At 73.5% G+C, this 15,397-nt stretch carries 14 protein-coding genes; 8 read left to right on the forward strand and 6 right to left on the reverse strand.

The window, feature by feature from the left end:
- Nucleotides 1–25: 25 nt before the first annotated feature.
- Entirely contained in the window at nt 26–1,048 is a 1,023-nt protein-coding gene (locus JOF41_RS18145) for an SDR family oxidoreductase (protein WP_209620592.1), read from the reverse strand.
- A gap of 191 nt (nt 1,049–1,239) precedes the next feature.
- Between JOF41_RS18145 and JOF41_RS18150 the strand changes: the two genes are divergently transcribed.
- Entirely contained in the window at nt 1,240–2,100 is an 861-nt protein-coding gene (locus JOF41_RS18150) for a helix-turn-helix transcriptional regulator (RefSeq protein ID WP_189225066.1), read from the forward strand.
- 134 nt (nt 2,101–2,234) lie between these two features.
- Here the strand turns inward: JOF41_RS18150 and JOF41_RS18155 are convergent, their stop codons facing one another.
- The 4 genes from JOF41_RS18155 to JOF41_RS18170 form a co-directional block, all read right to left on the reverse strand.
- Entirely contained in the window at nt 2,235–2,732 is a 498-nt protein-coding gene (locus JOF41_RS18155; RefSeq protein ID WP_189225065.1) for a hypothetical protein, read from the reverse strand.
- A 10-nt stretch (nt 2,733–2,742) separates the two neighbouring features.
- The gene (locus JOF41_RS18160; protein ID WP_209620595.1) at nt 2,743–3,804 is read right to left on the reverse strand and encodes a DNA polymerase III subunit beta family protein; all 1,062 of its coding nucleotides are present in this window, start codon (nt 3,802–3,804) and stop codon (nt 2,743–2,745) included.
- 75 nt (nt 3,805–3,879) lie between these two features.
- A complete protein-coding gene (locus tag JOF41_RS18165) occupies nt 3,880–4,344 on the reverse strand; it encodes a PaaI family thioesterase (RefSeq protein ID WP_209620598.1) in 465 nt (154 codons plus the stop codon).
- Nucleotides 4,345–4,382: 38 nt separating this feature from the next.
- Complete coding sequence (locus tag JOF41_RS18170; protein ID WP_209620603.1) at nt 4,383–5,249, reverse strand: enoyl-CoA hydratase/isomerase family protein; 867 nt, start codon at nt 5,247–5,249, stop codon at nt 4,383–4,385.
- Nucleotides 5,250–5,415: 166 nt separating this feature from the next.
- Here JOF41_RS18170 and JOF41_RS18175 point away from each other — a divergent pair, with 166 nt between their 5' ends.
- Nucleotides 5,416–5,991, forward strand: a complete 576-nt coding sequence (locus JOF41_RS18175) for a TetR/AcrR family transcriptional regulator (protein WP_209620606.1) — start codon at nt 5,416–5,418, stop codon at nt 5,989–5,991.
- 183 nt (nt 5,992–6,174) lie between these two features.
- Nucleotides 6,175–6,900 (forward strand): dienelactone hydrolase family protein, encoded by a 726-nt coding sequence (locus tag JOF41_RS18180; protein ID WP_209620608.1) that lies wholly within the window; start codon nt 6,175–6,177, stop codon nt 6,898–6,900.
- 15 nt (nt 6,901–6,915) lie between these two features.
- Here the strand turns inward: JOF41_RS18180 and JOF41_RS18185 are convergent, their stop codons facing one another.
- Nucleotides 6,916–7,359, reverse strand: a complete 444-nt coding sequence (locus JOF41_RS18185) for an SPW repeat domain-containing protein (RefSeq protein WP_209620616.1) — start codon at nt 7,357–7,359, stop codon at nt 6,916–6,918.
- A 363-nt stretch (nt 7,360–7,722) separates the two neighbouring features.
- Here JOF41_RS18185 and JOF41_RS18190 point away from each other — a divergent pair, with 363 nt between their 5' ends.
- The 5 genes from JOF41_RS18190 to JOF41_RS18210 all read left to right on the forward strand — a co-directional run bounded on the left by JOF41_RS18190 (nt 7,723) and on the right by JOF41_RS18210 (nt 15,381).
- Entirely contained in the window at nt 7,723–8,304 is a 582-nt protein-coding gene (locus tag JOF41_RS18190) for a DJ-1/PfpI family protein (protein ID WP_189225060.1), read from the forward strand.
- A gap of 376 nt (nt 8,305–8,680) precedes the next feature.
- Nucleotides 8,681–9,250 (forward strand): YbaB/EbfC family nucleoid-associated protein, encoded by a 570-nt coding sequence (locus tag JOF41_RS18195; RefSeq protein ID WP_306344690.1) that lies wholly within the window; start codon nt 8,681–8,683, stop codon nt 9,248–9,250.
- On the forward strand, nt 9,250–9,561 hold the full coding sequence (locus JOF41_RS18200; protein ID WP_189225059.1) for a WXG100 family type VII secretion target: 312 nt from the start codon (nt 9,250–9,252) through the stop codon (nt 9,559–9,561). The genes JOF41_RS18195 and JOF41_RS18200 overlap by 1 nt, the downstream gene beginning before the upstream one ends.
- A 10-nt stretch (nt 9,562–9,571) precedes the next feature.
- On the forward strand, nt 9,572–14,953 hold the full coding sequence (locus tag JOF41_RS18205) for a WXG100-like domain-containing protein (protein WP_244991284.1): 5,382 nt from the start codon (nt 9,572–9,574) through the stop codon (nt 14,951–14,953).
- On the forward strand, nt 14,953–15,381 hold the full coding sequence (locus JOF41_RS18210) for a hypothetical protein (protein WP_189225057.1): 429 nt from the start codon (nt 14,953–14,955) through the stop codon (nt 15,379–15,381). The genes JOF41_RS18205 and JOF41_RS18210 overlap by 1 nt, the downstream gene beginning before the upstream one ends.
- Nucleotides 15,382–15,397: the final 16 nt, after the last annotated feature.

Genomic DNA, 15,397 nt, shown 5'->3' on the forward strand with positions numbered 1-15,397 from the left:
CCGCGCGGGCGCGCACAACCCATGGTCACCGCACCCGCGCCGAAGCCGGCAATCCACCCAGGCGATGGCCGAGGTCGTTGACCGGCGTGTTGGGCCGGGCGTCCTCGCCTGCCGGGAAGGAGGTGCCGGTGAGCTCCTCGGAGATCCGCCAGACGCGCTCGGCGTCGTCCTCGCCGCGCAGCCGGGAGTAGAGGGCCTGCTCGGCGGGCGCGCCCGCCAGGTGCCCGAAGCCGCCTGGGCCGTACAGGCGGGCGCCGCGGGCGTCCGGCGAGGTGGCGGCCAGCAGCGCCGGGAGCAGCGCGGTCTCGACCGTGCCGACGAGCAGGCCGCGGCGGGAGAGGGCGCGGATGACGCGCACGGCGGCGGTGTCCCGCGCCCGGCCGACCTCGGGGCGCGCGGCCAGCAGGCTGGTGGGGGCGACACCGGGGTGGGCGAGGTTGCTGGTGATCCCCCAGCCCCCGGCCCGGCTGCGCCGGTCCAGTTCGAGCCCGAACAAGCCGAGCGCGATCTTGGACTGGCTGTACGCGCGGCCGCCGTGGTAGGACCGCTCCCAGTTCAGGTCCTCCCAGTTGATGGCGTTCTGGTTCGCGGCGATGCTGATCTGCGAGGTCACCCGCGCCTGGCCCGCGCGCAGCAGCGGCAGCAGGTGGGCGACCAGGGCGAAGTGCCCCAGGTGGTTGCTGCCGAACTGCAGCTCGAACCCGTCGGCGGTGCTCTGCCGCTCCGGCGGGGTCATCACGCCCGCGTTGTTGATCAGGATGTGCACCGGGCGGCCCTCGCCGCGCAGCGCGGCGCCCAGCGCGGCGACCGAGTCCAGCGACGACAGGTCGAGATCCCGCAAGGACAGGGTGGCCTCCGGGTGCCGCCGCTTGATCCGCGCGATCGCCGCCTCGCCCTTGCGGGGGTTGCGGACGGGCATGACGACCTCGGCGCCCGCGGCGGCCAGGCGGGCCGCCAGGCCCAGTCCGACGCCGTCGCTGGCGCCGGTGACGACGGCGAGCTTCCCGGACAGGTCGGCAACGGTGATGTCCGGTCGGGTGCGTGCCATGTGCTGCTCCTCGTGGGCGGTGGGTGTCCTGGTCCCAGGTTGCGCCCGCGCCAAGGGCACATCCACGGACTCCCGATCCCAGGCGGACCGGTCCCCCCACGCGCTCGTCATGGGGGGACCGACGATCCCGGGCAACCCCTCGCTCGACACGGGCAGACTGGAGCAGCACCGGAACCGGGGAGGGAACAGCCGTGATCGATCGAGCCGGGCTCGCCGAGTTCCTGCGCCGCCGTCGGGAGTCGCTGCAACCCGAGGACGTCGGCCTGCCCCGCGGGCAGCGGCGCAGGACCGCCGGTCTGCGCCGCGAGGAGGTCGCCGCGCTCTGCCACATCTCCGCCGACTACTACAGCAGGCTGGAGCGGGAACGCGGACCGCACCCGTCCGAGAGCATGATCGCCTCGATCGCGCAGGGCCTGCACCTGTCCCTCGACGAGCGCGACCACCTGTTCCGCCTCGCCGGGCACCACCCGCCCGCCAGGGGCGCGATGAGCGAGCACGTCAGCCCCGGCCTGCTGCGCATCCTCGACCGGCTCGCCGACACCCCCGCCGAGATCGTCACCGAGCTCGGCGAGACGCTCCGGCAGACCCCGCTCGGCGTCGCGATCACCGGTGACACCACCCGGTACACCGGCCCGGCGCGCAGCATCGGCTACCGGTGGTTCACCGACCCGGCCACCCGCGCCCTCTACCACCCCGACGACCACCCGCTGCACTCCCGCGTCTTCGCCTCCGGGCTGCGCAAGCTGGTCACGCTGCGCGGCCCCGGCTCACGGGCCGCCCACCTCCTGGAGCTCCTGCTCGCCAACAGCGAGGAGTTCCGCGCCGTCTGGGGCGAGCACGAGATCGGCGTGCACTACAACGACGTCAAGCGCTACGTGCACCCGGAAGTCGGCGTGCTGGAGCTGACCTGCCAGACGCTCCTCGACCCCGACCAGTCGCACATCCTCCTCGTCTACACCGCCGCCCCCGGCAGCGAGACCCACGAGAAGCTGCGGCTGCTCTCCGTGATCGGCCCCCAGCACGCCGCCGCGCGGACACCGCCGAGCTCGTGACGGACCCGCCGGGGAGGGCGTCGTCCGGTGCCGCCGACCGGGCAGGGGCGGGAGTCCCGGCGTTCATCGGCGCGGTTCCCGGCGGAACAGGCGGGACGCGAGCACGACGGGCCACGACGCACCCGTTCCGGCGGTCAGGGAGCGGGCGCGCTCGCCCGCTTGTCGGTGCGGCGCCGCTCGACGGCCTCGGCGACTTCGCTGATCGCTCGGCGGATCATCGTGCCGTACCCGTCCTCGCCGAGGGCGTCCTCGTGGCGACGCGCCGCGCGGATGTGCTCGCTCGCGGCGTCGAACGACCCCAGCCTGCGGAAGTTGTCGGCGAGGTTGAGGTGCAAGGACGGGTAGAACCCCGCGATGCGCAGGCTGTCGTGGTGGTGCTGGACGCGCTCGTCGGTGAGGGTCTGCGCGGCGTCGAGCGCGCGCACGTCCCAGACCAGGGCCTGCGCCGGGTGGTCGTGCAGGTCGGCCATGTAGTGCGCGAGAACGCAGCGGTGGAAGGGATCACCCGCCGGACCGATGCGGTCCCACAGGCGCCGCAATCGCGTGCGCGCGGTGGTGGTGTCGCCCTCGTGACCGAGGGCGACGGCCTCGGTGATCTCGGCCATGGTGGGGTCGGGGGTCTGCGCGGTCATCCGCAATTCCTCACTGGGCGGGCGGTTCCGGGTGGACGGGCATGATCAGGGTGGTGAGGTCGCCGTTGTCGGCCGAGCGGACGACGACCGGTTCGCGCGGCCCCGCGAGATCGAGCACCACGTCCGGGCCGACCGCGGTGCTGAGCGCGGGGTGCAGGGTGGTGAGGGCGAACTCGACCCCGACCGCCGGGCCGGTGACCGCGGCGGGGATCGGGGCACCGGGCGTCCCCCGCGCGGAAACGGCCACCGCGGCGCCGAGGACGTCGAGCCGGACCCGGTGGTCCCGCTGCTCCTCCACGGCCCGCACCAGCGCGTTGCGGGAGACCACCACGCGGGTGCGCACGTCGGGCAGGGAGGCCAGCAGCAACCGGTGGTCGGGGAAGGGCTCCGCCAGGCTCCGGCAGTCACGAGCATCCGCGCCGTCGCCCTGGAAACCGACCCGCCCGGCTCGGGCGCTCACCCGCAGCTCGTGCTGGCGGCGCGTCCACGGCAGCACCAGCCGCAGGTCGTCCGCGTCCACGGTCCGCGACCACTCCGCCTCGCTGGGCGCGGTCGGCACCAGGGTGCGGGTGGACAGCCGGTACCGGTCGGTCGCCGTGAGCACAACGCTGTCGGCGGACACCTCGACGTGCACCCCGTTGAGCACGGGCAGGTCCGGCTCGTGCGTTGTCGCGGTGAGGATCTGCTCGACCGCGGCTGTGAACACCACCCCGTTGACGCGCACGGACAGCGATGAGGTCCCGATCCCCAGCGCGGCCTTGACCAGCACCGCGGTTTCCCGCGCTTGCCGCACCCGGTGCGCCAGCCGCACCACGTGGTCGTCGATGATCCGGGCGGCGTCGCGGCCGTCGAGCACTTCGGCGATGGACTCCAGCGGCATGTCGATCTCGCGCAGCCTGCGGACCAGCACGGCGCGATCGACCTGCTCGGGCGCGTAGTAGCGGTAGCCGGAGGAATCGTCCACAGTGGCCGGTCGCAGCAGGCCCACGTCGGCGTAGAACCGCAGCGCGCTGGCCGTCAACCCGCTGGCGCGGGCGAAGGCGCCGATGGTGAGCAGCTCGGAGTTCGACACCGGCCCATCATCGGCCTTCGAGCAACCTGAAGGTCAACCCCGCTTACCCCCGGCTGTTCTCCGGGGGTGAGAAGATCAGCTCTCCTCCTCGGGTGCCGCGCTCCGGGCGGGACGGTCGTTCGCGCGCCTGATCAAGCACGTCGTCGTGCCGTGCGCCACGAGATGGCCGAACCTGTCGTGGATTCGCGCTTCGGCGGTCGCGGTGGACCTGCCGACGTGCACGGTGCGGCCCTCAGCGATGAGCTTCTGCCCGTCGGTCCGCACCGTCCGCACGTAGTTGACGTTGAGCTCCAGCGTCGTGTACCAGGCCCCGGCTTCCAGGGTGGAGTGCACGGCGCAGCCCATCGCCGAGTCGAGCAGGGTGGCCGCGATGCCGCCGTGCACCGCTCCGAGCGGATTGGCGAACAGCGGTCGGGTCGTCAGCTCGAAGTCCGCTTCACCGAACGCCACGCGCGTGAGCTCCATCCCGAGCAACCGCACGATCGAGGGCGGCGGCTGTTCCATGGTCGAGTAGGACCGCAGCAGCTCCAGCCCGCTCATGCTCGTGGGGTCCGGCGGGGCGGAGTCGGGACGGCGGGTCACGGGGTCGCCGCCGGGCTCGGGGCGTCGCCCGCGTGCGCGCTTTCCAGCTGACCGACCGCGGCCCCGAACGCCGCTTCGAGCGCGGAGTCCGTTTGCATCCCCGCGGCGAGCAGCGCCGCGATCCGGGCGCGCGTCTCGGGCAGCTTCAGCAGCCGGGCGAAGATGCGCAGGTCCTCGTTGACGGCGGAGGCTTCCGGGAGAGCTATCCGGTTCACCCGGCGTCGCGTCTGGGTGATGCCTTCGAGCGGGAACTTGGCGATGCGGCGGGCCAGCGCGTCCACGAACGGCCAGAGGTCGGCGTCGGGCAGCGCGCGGTTGACCCAGCCGTACCGCTCGGCCAGGTCGGCGGTGTGGTCGTCAGCGCTGAGCAGGACTTCCAGGGCGCGGGAGCGCCCCATGAGCCGGGTCAGGTGCTGGATCGCGCCCGCGCCCGCGAGGAGGCCGACGCCGACCTCCATCTGGGTGAAGACCGCCCTCTCCCTGGAGGCGAAGCGCATGTCGCACGCCAGGGCGAACTCGCTGCCCGCCCCTCCGACGTGCCCGGCGATGACGGCGATCGAGACCTGGCTCAGGCCGCTGATGCGGCTGTACAGGTCCGCCGTCGTGGTGCCCGGTGCGAGCCGGGCGAGCTCCGCGTTCAACTCCTTGATCCGGGTCACGTCCAAGTGGGCGGAGAAGTAGCGGGGCACCGCGCTGTCGAAGACCACCACGCGGATCTCGTCCGGGGCGGACTCCAGGTGGCGCACGATGCTCACCAGGTCGCGGGCCAGCTCAGGGCCGATCAGGTTCAACGGCGGGTGGTCGAGGGTCGCGAACAGCACGCGGTCCTCGACGCGGGTGCGGATCGCCGTGAGGGATTGCATCGCGCCGCCCTTCAGGGAGTCGTCATCTGGGTGGTTCGAGCACTGCCGGGAGGTCTCTGCAGCGCGATCACCGGTTGTGGCCTGGAGTAATTTTGGGAACCAGTGTTCCTGAATTCAGGCTAGCCACTTCGAGAACCGGAGGTCAAGAAGTCGGTAGGATGGGCGCATGGCCCGGACCGGTCGCCCACGGGAGTTCGACGAGAGCGTGGCCGCACGCGAGCTGACCCGCGTGTTCTGGGAGAAGGGCTACCACACGACGTCGATCCAGGACCTCGTCGACGCCACCGGGGTGCAGCGCAACAGCCTCTACGGCGTCTTCGGCAACAAGAAGGCGCTGCTGCTGGTCGCGCTGGCGCAGTACCGCGCTCAGGTGACGGAAGTGCTGGAGCGCCTGCAGCGGGAAGCACCGGTGCTGCCCGCCCTGCGCCACTTCCTGACCTTCCCGCTGGACCCGTCGCGCGCCCTCAACGGCTGCCTGCTCGGCAATACCACGGTCGAGGTCTCGGGCCAGGACGAGGACATCCACGCCGCCGTCCGCGACAACTTCGCAGCGCTGGAACGGGCACTGCGGCTGGCGCTGGAGCGGGCGCACCGGTCCGGCGAGCTGCCCCCGCGCGACGCCGCGACGCAAGCGCGGATGCTGATGGCGGTCCAACAAGGACTCCAGGTCATCTCGCGCGCGACCGACGACCCGGCCCGTTCCGCCGCGGCGGTGGACGCGGTGCTCGACAGCCTGCGCTGAGCTCGGCGGAAACCCGTTGGTGGACGCAGGGTGACCACCGCTAGCCTCGCGGAGGCCGTGCGAGGAACGAGGGAGGTGGTACCCGTGAACGCTGTACCGACGCGGGTGCTCCCCTCCGGGGTCACGGTCGGACGATAGGTCGTCCGGGAGCGCCGTTCACGAGCACTCCCGAAAGGCACGACCATGCGCTTCGGTTCCCAACGCCGTCTCGATGACGGTGTCCTCGAACGCGACTTCACCCTCGGCGAGATCCCCGGCCTCCTGTGGACGCCCGCCTCCGCCCCGGCCCCGCTGATCCTGCTCGGCCACCCCGGCGGACTGCGCGGGATGTACCCCCGGCTCGCGGCCAGGGCCCGGCACTGCGCGGCGGAGGGCTTCGCCGCGGCCACCATCGAACTGCCCGGCGGCGGTGAGCGGCCCCGTTCCGCGACCGCCGAACGGGCTCGCGCCGACCTGCGCCGGGCGCTGGACGCGGGCGGGCCGGTCGACGACGGGATCATCGACCGGCTGGTCCTGCCCCTGGTCGACCAGGCGGTCCCGGAGTGGCGGGCGGCCCTGGACGCCCTGCTCCCGCTGCCGGAGATCGGCGGTCCGGTCGGGTACTCGGGAGGGGTGATCGGCATCGGCGTCCGGCTGGCGGTGGTCGAGCCGCGCATCTCGGCCGCCCTGCTGTTCGCGGGCAGTTTCGTGCCCCGCGCCCTGATCGAGCAGGCCCGGCAGGTCACCATCCCGCTGCTGGTCCTGCTGCAGTGGGACGACGAGGGGAACGACCGGCAGCAGGCGCTGGACCTGTTCGACGCCTTCGGCTCCGAGGAGAAGACGCTGCACGCCAACACGGGCGGGCACACCGGCGTCCCGCCCTTCGAGGGGGACGACGCGAACCGGTTCTTCGCCCGCCACCTGAGGTGAGACCCGGCCGCCCGCTCAGGGCCGATCGCGCAACCGGAGGCGTGGCCCGCGCCGCAGCGCCGCGGCCGCCGAGCTCAGCGTCGCGAGCACCACGACAGCACCGGTGACGGAGTCGTTGGCGGCGGCATGACCCGCTACCGGGTAGCGGGTCACCAGCGGAGCGACCACCAGCCAGGCCCCGACCGCGAACAGCACCGGGAGCAGCCACGGCGTCTCCCGAGGCGCCATGGCGTGGACCAGCGAGCACACCAGGACCACGGAGCCCGCGAGCACGGAGGTCCAGTGCCGGTCGAAGCCGTCCTCAGCGCTCTGGTAGCGCAGCGCGAAGGGGGCCATGACCAGCCACAGGCCCGCCAGGAAGCTCGCCACGGCCGCGCCGCGCGCGATCGCGGGCGTGATGGGCGCGGGCTGGGCCGCGGTGTCGCTACGGGGCCCCGCCCGGCGCGTTGTCCAGGACATCCGAGCCCTTCCTCCTCCGCGAGACTTGGCGGCCGCGCGCCGTTGCGCGGCCACCTCCGATCGTGCCACCGGAGGGCGGCGCGGAACCTGACGCTTACCTTGCGTTCCGCTTCGCGCCGGGCGCTCGGACGACCCGTCGCCCACGGCTGGGCGTCCCCCCTGTCCACCGCGCGGCCCAGGGGGCGGAGCCGTTCGGCGGTGCGGTACAGCCGATGGGTTACCGCTCTTGTGGGTGCGAACGTCCCCGTGCCAGGCTGGGGCGGATTGCCAGTGGAACCGCACACCGCCGACCGTCCCATGTGGACTGACCGTCCGGCCCGTCCCGGTGCCCGGTGGGGCGTCGAGCGGAAGAAGGGGGTGACCATGGCGCGAGTGCTGGTCCTGACCGCCGACGCCGCCGAGGAACTCGACACGATGTACCCGGTGTTCCGCCTGCGCGAGGGGGGACACGAGGCGATCGTGGCCGCGCCGACGACGCGCCCGGTGAAGCTCGTGGTCCACGACTTCGAGCCGGGCTGGGACGCCTACACCGAGAAACCGGGACACCTGCTGCCGGTGGACCTGGCGTTCGCCGAGGTGGCCCCCGAGGACTACGACGCACTGGTGATCCCCGGCGGCCGGGCGCCGGAGTACATCCGGACGGACCCGGACGTGGCCCGCGTCGTCGGGCACTTCTTCGACCGCGGGCTCCCGGTCGGCACGATCTGCCACGGCCCTCAGGTGCCCGCCGCGCTGGGACTCCTGCGCGGCCGCACCACGGCCGCCTACCCGCCTCTGAAGTTCGACGTGGAGCAGGCGGGCGCCACCTTCGTGGACGGGCCCGACGTCGTGGACGGCGTGATGGTGTCCTGCCGGGGCTGGCCCGACCTGCCCCTGTGGTCCCGCGCGTTCACGCAGGTGCTGGAGAAGTCGTGCGGCACGCCGGAACTCGACCGCGCGGACTGACCTCCCGATTCCCCTTGGATGGAATCACCCGGCCAGTGCGCTCGCACGCGGGTCTTCACGGAGGTGTGGCGCGATTCCCCCGACCGAGTGAAGTCGTCGGGCACGTGACGGGCTGGATCACGGGTAGGCGCTCGTCGAACGTGGCGCGCAACCGCTGGGCGGTGCGGCTGCTCGACAGCCGGCCGACCGAGCGCCGGACGAGCGCGCCTGGTCCACGCGCCGGTCGAGAAACCTCCCTGTCGGTGACGGGCCGTTCGACAGCGGCGTGGTGAGTTCCGCGAAGTCCGCCCGCTGATCCGTGGGCTCGCGCACGTCGTCCCGGCGGTGCCGATAAGGTCCATGCTCACACCGACGCGCACTCAGGGGGGACCTGGCCATGTCGGGCGATGACCGCGCGCGCCTCGAGGCGCGCAACGCCGCCATGAAGGAGCAGGTGCACAGCCTGCTGGACACCTTCACCAGGCAGACGGAGATGCTGCGCGACGCCCAGGCGGCGGCCGCGCTGACGACCGCCTCGTTGACGTCCGAGGACGGACTGGTGCGGGCCACCGTGGACTCCGGCGGTGTGCTCACGAACCTGGAGATCACCCCGTCCGCGTTCGACCGGTCGACACCGGAGGCGCTCGCGCGGACCGTGGTGCGGCTCGCCCGCGAAGGCGCGGCGCAGGTCAGGCAGCAGGTCGCGGAGCTGATGTCGCCGCTGACCGAGGACCTGCCCGACCTGGCGGACCTGGTCGAGGGCGCGCCGTCGCTGTCGGCGCTGATCCCGAAGTTCGAGGCGCCGCCCGCGCCCCCGTCCCCGGCCGACGACGGGTCCTTCGAGGACCGGAGCGTGCTCAGCCTGCCCCGGGAGGCGACGCCCCCGCCCCCGCCTCCGCCCCGCGGCACCGCCGCTCCAGCAGATGACGACGAGGCACCGCAGTCCTGGCTCAAGGGCGGCTACTGATGACCGGCTTCAGCATCGAGCCGGACGTCGCCGAGGACTCCGCCGCGCGGCTCGGCTCGGCGGCCGACCAGCTCGAAGCGGCCCGCCGGGCGCTGGTCGACGCGCTCGCCGCCTGCGGCGCGTGCTGGGGCGGTGACGAGTCCGGCCAGGAGTTCGCCAAGGACTACGTGCCCGGCGCGGACGGCGCGGTGGAGGCGTTCGGCTCCCTGGTCGAAGGCCTGCGCGGGATGCGCGGCAGCGTCGTGGACGCGATGACGACCTACCAGGCCGTCGAGGACGCCAACGCCGACAGCTTCACCCGCGAGGTCTGAGCCCGTGGGGATGGAGATACCCGACGAGGTCAAGTGGCTGCTGCCCATCGTCGTCGGCGAGAGCTGGCCGGAAGGCGACGAGGACCTGCTGCGCGACCTGCGGGACGCCTGGCACCGCGCGGCGGAGGCGATCCCGGACGTCAGCTCGACGGCGGACCAGGGCGCGTCGTCCGTCATCGGCGTGTGGACCGGCGAGAGCGCGGCGGCGTTCGAGCGGGCGTGGCGCGGGTACGTCGACGGCGACGAGGCGTACTTCACCTCGCTCACCGAGGCGTGCCGGGCGCTGGGTGACGCCTGCGACGCGACCGCGCTCGACGTCGAGTACACCAAGTACCTGATCATCGCGTCGCTGATCATGCTGGCGATCTCGATCGCGGCGATGATCGCGTCCGCGGCGGTGACGTTCGGCGCGTCGACCGCGGGCATCGTCCCGGCGCAGATCGCGACCCGGATGACCGTGCAGATGATCTTCCGGCAGCTGCTGCAGAAGCTCGCGCAGCAGGGCTTCAAGAAGGTCGCGCAGCAGGTCCTCCAGCGGGTGCTGCGCGAGGTGGCGACCAACGTCGCGGCCGGTGTCGCGCTGGACGCGGGCATCCAGGCCCTGCAGGTGGCCAGCGGCGACCGCAAGTCGTGGGACTGGGACAAGACCAAGGACGCCGCCGTGGGCGGCGCCGTCGAAGGGGTGGTCGGCGCGGCGTCCAACGCCGTGCCGGGGGGCGCGACCCGCGGGCTGTCCGGCAGCGTGGGCGGGGAGGCCGTCGACAGCGCCGTGCGCGCCGCCACCCGTGGCGCGGTGGAGGGCGCGGTCACCACTGTCGGCGAGGCGGCCGCGACCGGGAACCTCGACCAGCTGTCCGCGAAGGACGTGCTGATGGGCGCGTCCAGCGGTGCGGTCGATCGTGCGACGGGTGGCACGACGGACCCGCCGAACCGCATCAGCACACCGTCCTCGGACGACGTGAGCGGGGCAGGCGACGCGGACGCGCCGAGCGCACCGGAAGTGCCGGACCGACCCGCGTCCCGGTCCACTTCGGACTCCACGACGCAGGCTTCGGCGCTCGCCCCCGCGCTGGACCGGCCCGCCGACCAGGACGCACCCGCGTCCACCACTTCGACCACACCGGCCTCCACCGCGCAGGCGACCGCAGCACCGGCTTCCCCCAGCCCGTCGTCCACCGCGCAGGCCGCGTTCTCCGGGCCGGGCGCATCGGCTCCGTCCGGCGGTTCGGCCCCGGCGTCCTCGGGAACGGGTTCGTCCGGTGGTTACGGACGCGCGCCCGCGGCACCCCAGGGTGGGGGTTACGGGATGGCCCCCGCACCCGCGCAGCACGGCGGCTTCGGCCCGCAGGGCCACCACTCCGACGCCGGACGCGCGGGCAACCTCTCGGCAGCGGGCACGTCGGGCCAGTACGCGCCGCCGCGCTTCGAGCAGTCCGCGCCACCGCCACGCCAGGACGGTCCGCCCGCGCAGCACGGCGGCCTGCCCTCGAACCAGGCGGGCGGGCCGCCGCCGCGCTTCGACCAGGCCCCTCCGCCGCGTGGCCCGATGAGCGGCCCGATGGGCGCGCCACCACAGGCGTACCTGCCGCCGCCCCAGAACACGCCGCCCCAGAACACGCCACTCCAGAGCACGCCACCTCAGCACGGCGGCTCCCAGTACGGCGGCTCCCAGTACGGCGGTCCACAGCACGGCGGTCCACAGCACGGCGGTCCCCAGCACACCAATCCCCAGTCCGCGCCGCCGCAGGCACCCCGTCCCGGCGGTTTCGAGGCCGTCCCGCGTCCGCAGGGTGCGCACAACGCGCCCTTCCACGCTCCGCCTGCCCAGGGCAACTTCCCCGGCGCACCACCACTTCCGCCGCAAGGCATGCCCCAGCAGCGCCCATACCCCGGCGGCTTCCACAACGCGCCGCCAAGGCCCTTCACCGCTCCGCCGCCACACCACGCACCCCAAGCGGCGCCACCGCACGGCACTCCGCAGGCCCGCCCCCAGCAAGGCCCGCCGCCCAACGCCCCCGCGGCCTTCCCCACCGCGCCGCCACCCGGCCGACCGCAGGGAATGCCGCCGCGACACCACGCACCTCAGCAGCCCCCGGCCCGACCGGTCGGCCCGGTGACGCCGCCGCCGCGAGGTCCGCAGCCGCAGCGCCCCGTCCCCGGCACGCGGGGGCCGCTGGAACCCCCGCAGCGCGTCGCCCCACCCCCTGCGGGCAACGCGGCGGATCGGCCACCGACGGCTCGCCCCGTCGCGCCCGCCAGTGGTGCGCCGCGCACCGACCAGCCGGTGGCGGGCCGGTCACCGGCACCCACCGATGGCCCGCCCCGCACGGACCGGTCGCCGACCGCGAGGGTGGCGCCGGGCGACACGGTGGCGCACGCGACCAACCCACCGCACCCCGACCGCCCCGCGACGGAGCCCCCGGCGCCCGCCGGTGGCCCGACCACGGATGACGCGCAGGCCACCAACTCGCGCCCGCAGGACGCCGACCAGCGCCCGCAGGACGCCGAGCAGCGCCCGCAGGACGCCGAGCAGCGCCCGGTGGACGCGGCCGAGCAGGCCACCCCGGAAGCCCTGCCCGACCCCGTGCCCGACCCCGTGCCCGACCCCGAGGCCGACCGGACACCGCAGGACACCGGGCCTGACGGACCGCAGCCGGACCCGGTTGAGAGCGGGACGGCCGGGCCCGACGAGGACTACCTGTTCGACCCGGACCACCGCGCCACCGCCGCCGACAACGCCGCCCTGCTCGCGGCCATCAAGAGCGACGAGCGACGCAGGCAGATCCAGTCCAACGCGCTGGCCAACCGCGACGCCTCGGACTCCCTCAGCGGACTCTCCGACGAGGGCGCGATCGCGCTGTACACCTACACCGGGCACGACATCTTCGACGCCGCGAACACCGCGCACCGCCTCGGACCGGAGGCCAAGGACGGGAACTTCGCCGCCGCCCAGCTCCAGATCCGGGCGATCGTGTCGGCGATCAACGAGCTCCCGCCCGCCGAACTCGACCTGGTGCGGGGCATCAACGTGGGTGGGAACCCCGCGCTCGCGAAGCTCATCGCCGACCAGTACGTGCCCGGCCGCACGACCGTCGAGCCGACCGTGGTCAGCGCTTCGATCAAGGAGTCGCCGGACTTCGTGTCGAGGTTCGGCGAGGACGTCGAGATCCACATCCAGGCCAAGACCGCCCGCGACATCCACGAGCTGTCCCAGAACGACGGCGAGCGCGAGGCGGTCTCCAAGCCCGCCACCCAGTGGTACACCCACGAGAAGGAGGTCGTCCGGGTCGAACACGGCGGGACGCTCCGGCAGAAGGTGGTCATCCGCGTCGAAGAGGTCCTGCCCGGCGATCCCCGCTACCTCGACCGGGACGCCGCCGAGCGCGAGATGGCCGACCGGCGGGCCGCCAACCGGGCCACCAAGCCGCTGTTCGACGCGGCCTACGAGAAGTCGCTGCGCGAACGCCTGGGCGGACCGGTGGCGCCGGAAACGCCGGATGCACCCGACAAGACCGCGCAGCCGGACAGAACCGAGCAACAGGACAGCGAAGCGCAGTCCCAGAGCAGCGCCATCACCGACCGGCTCAGCGGCAAGGGCTACGCGGGCGCGGACGCCTCCGGCGGTCCGCTCCCCCACACCGCGCCCACCGGCGGCCACGACTGGTCGCCGCTGGCACGGGCCACCAACCCGCCCGCCGAAGCCGCGATCCACGCCGACACGGCCAACGCCAACCAGGCAGCCGGGTACGTCGCCGAGCGGCACCCGCACCTGGCGGGCGTGAACCCGCGCTTCCACGACGCGGACGCGTTCGAGCGGGGCTACCAGACCAACTGCACGCGCGGTGTCGTCGCCAGCGCCCTGCGGCGGGCCGGGGTGGACGTCGAGGCGGGGCCGCTGCGTCCCGAGGACATGGCCGAGATGGGCACGCTGGACTACGTGCGGGACCGGCTGGGCGGCGAGTGGCAGTCCCACGCCGGGTACGACGAGGTGATCCGCGCGATGCGCGAGCGGCCGCTGGACTCCCGCGCCGTGATCGCGGTGAAGTACCGGGGGCCGGACGGCGCGGAGTACGGCCACGTCGCGGAGGTCGTGCACACCGGTGAGGGCGTGGCGTTCGTCGACCCGCAGACCGGTTCGCTGATGCGGCTTCCGCATCCGCCGCTCCAACTCGACCTGCTGCCCTACGACCTGGACGAGGTCGCCGAACGGCACGCGAGGACCGAGAGCACCGGCGGTGTCACCGGCGACAGCGGCTACGGCACGGCGGCACCGGACGAGCGACCGCTCCCGACCCGCGAGGACGTCAACCGCTACCTCCACGAGCCGAGGGTCCAAGAAGCGATGCGGGTGGCCGACGCCATCAGCCACCGCGACCCGGACGCCAGGATCGCGGTGGACGGCGAGGAGGCGCACCTCGGCGAGGCCATCGCCGCGCTGCTGCCGCGCCACCCGGAGCTGGCCCGGCTCCTGCGGGACACGCCGTTCCTGGAGGACTCGCTGCTCGCCAGGCCGCAGACGCTGGCGAACCTGCTGCGGCACCCGGAGGCGATCGACGTCCTGCTGGACTGCGTCGACGAGGTCCGCGACCACGGGGAAGCCCCGGAGAACGACCAGGGGGCGCCCGCCGACGAGTCCGACGGCGAGCCCGCCCCCGAGCAGGCGCTGCTCACACCCGAGCAGCGGGCCCTGTCCGATCGCGCCCGCGACCTCGCTCGGCGGGTCGACCCGGCCGAGCTGGTGCAGGACGGCTTCGACGCGGCGCGGAAGGACGACCCGGAGTACCAGCGGGAGTACTTGGACGAGCTGTACCGGGACTGGCGGACCAAGCAGGACAGGCTGCACGCGCTCGCGCACGCCGTCGCGGAGGCCAGTGGCGGCGTCGCCTTCTCCCGGCAGACCGAGAAGAGCCGGGTGCGCGCGGCGGACAAGATCGCCGAGTACCGGGGTGACGCCGCCAAGCTGACCGACCTGGTGGGCTCGAAGATCCAGTACGAGACGGTCGCCGACGCCTACGCGGGCCTCGGTGCGCTGCTCGACCGGATCGCGCGGGAGGGCTCCGGCGTGAGCGTGGTGAAGTTCCGGGACCGGTTCCTCAACCCCCAGGACAGCGGCTACCGCGACCTGCAGCTCAGCGTGCGGCTGGAGCTGGACGACGGCACGTCCCACGTCGCCGAGCTGCGCCTGCACGTCGTCGCGATGGACGAGGTGGCGGACTTCGAGCACGCGCTGTACGAGGTGCGCCGGGACTTCCAGGCGTTGGCCGACGATCGCGGTCGTACGATGACCGGGGAGGAACGGGCTTTGATCGGATCGATCCTGGCACGCGAGAGGCGGCTGTTCGGCGAAGCCTTCGCACGGGCGCGAGGAACCGCCGGGGGCGGTGATCGGTGATGGCGCGGACCCCGGCCTACTACGAGTACTACGGGTCGCCCTTCCTCCTCGACACCGATCCGGCGGGCAACTGGGTCGGCTTCCGGTTGAACACCGAGACCGGCGAGTTCGAGCCAGACAACCGGCCCGTCGCCGAGGTCCTGCTCGCCACGTCGTCCGGTGAGATCTCCCCGCTCGACCGCGAGGAGTTCATCTGGCAGACCGAGCGGGAGCGCGGCAGGCTGCGCGGTGAGGGCGCCGTCTTCGCCCTGTACGAGACGGTCGACGCGATCTACGCGCGGGCGCGCGCCGAGGGCCGCCGCTCGATCGACGACGATGAGCTGGCACTGGTCCGGTCGATCCGAAGGCGGACCTTCAAGATGTGGGAAGACGAAGCGGCGCGTCGGGCGGCGGGCGAACCGCCGTCGTTCACCGTGGCGCGGTCATGACGGGGAAGGGTTGAGC

The organism is Saccharothrix coeruleofusca (assembly GCF_017876325.1).
Taxonomy (GTDB): Bacteria; Actinomycetota; Actinomycetes; order Mycobacteriales; family Pseudonocardiaceae; genus Actinosynnema; species Actinosynnema coeruleofuscum.

What these genes read in the sequence shown, in the direction of transcription:
- JOF41_RS18165 (WP_209620598.1), bottom strand. Translation starts at nt 4,344, where the DNA reads ATGAGCGGGCTGGAGCTGCTGCGGTCCTACTCGACCATGGAACAGCCG.
- JOF41_RS18170 (WP_209620603.1), bottom strand. Translation starts at nt 5,249, where the DNA reads ATGCAATCCCTCACGGCGATCCGCACCCGCGTCGAGGACCGCGTGCTG.
- JOF41_RS18210 (WP_189225057.1), top strand. Translation starts at nt 14,953, where the DNA reads ATGGCGCGGACCCCGGCCTACTACGAGTACTACGGGTCGCCCTTCCTC.
- JOF41_RS18195 (WP_306344690.1), top strand. Translation starts at nt 8,681, where the DNA reads ATGTCGGGCGATGACCGCGCGCGCCTCGAGGCGCGCAACGCCGCCATG.
- JOF41_RS18175 (WP_209620606.1), top strand. Translation starts at nt 5,416, where the DNA reads ATGGCCCGGACCGGTCGCCCACGGGAGTTCGACGAGAGCGTGGCCGCA.
- JOF41_RS18200 (WP_189225059.1), top strand. Translation starts at nt 9,250, where the DNA reads ATGACCGGCTTCAGCATCGAGCCGGACGTCGCCGAGGACTCCGCCGCG.
- JOF41_RS18145 (WP_209620592.1), bottom strand. Translation starts at nt 1,048, where the DNA reads ATGGCACGCACCCGACCGGACATCACCGTTGCCGACCTGTCCGGGAAG.
- JOF41_RS18155 (WP_189225065.1), bottom strand. Translation starts at nt 2,732, where the DNA reads ATGACCGCGCAGACCCCCGACCCCACCATGGCCGAGATCACCGAGGCC.
- JOF41_RS18190 (WP_189225060.1), top strand. Translation starts at nt 7,723, where the DNA reads ATGGCGCGAGTGCTGGTCCTGACCGCCGACGCCGCCGAGGAACTCGAC.
- JOF41_RS18205 (WP_244991284.1), top strand. Translation starts at nt 9,572, where the DNA reads ATGGAGATACCCGACGAGGTCAAGTGGCTGCTGCCCATCGTCGTCGGC.
- JOF41_RS18185 (WP_209620616.1), bottom strand. Translation starts at nt 7,359, where the DNA reads ATGTCCTGGACAACGCGCCGGGCGGGGCCCCGTAGCGACACCGCGGCC.
- JOF41_RS18180 (WP_209620608.1), top strand. Translation starts at nt 6,175, where the DNA reads ATGCGCTTCGGTTCCCAACGCCGTCTCGATGACGGTGTCCTCGAACGC.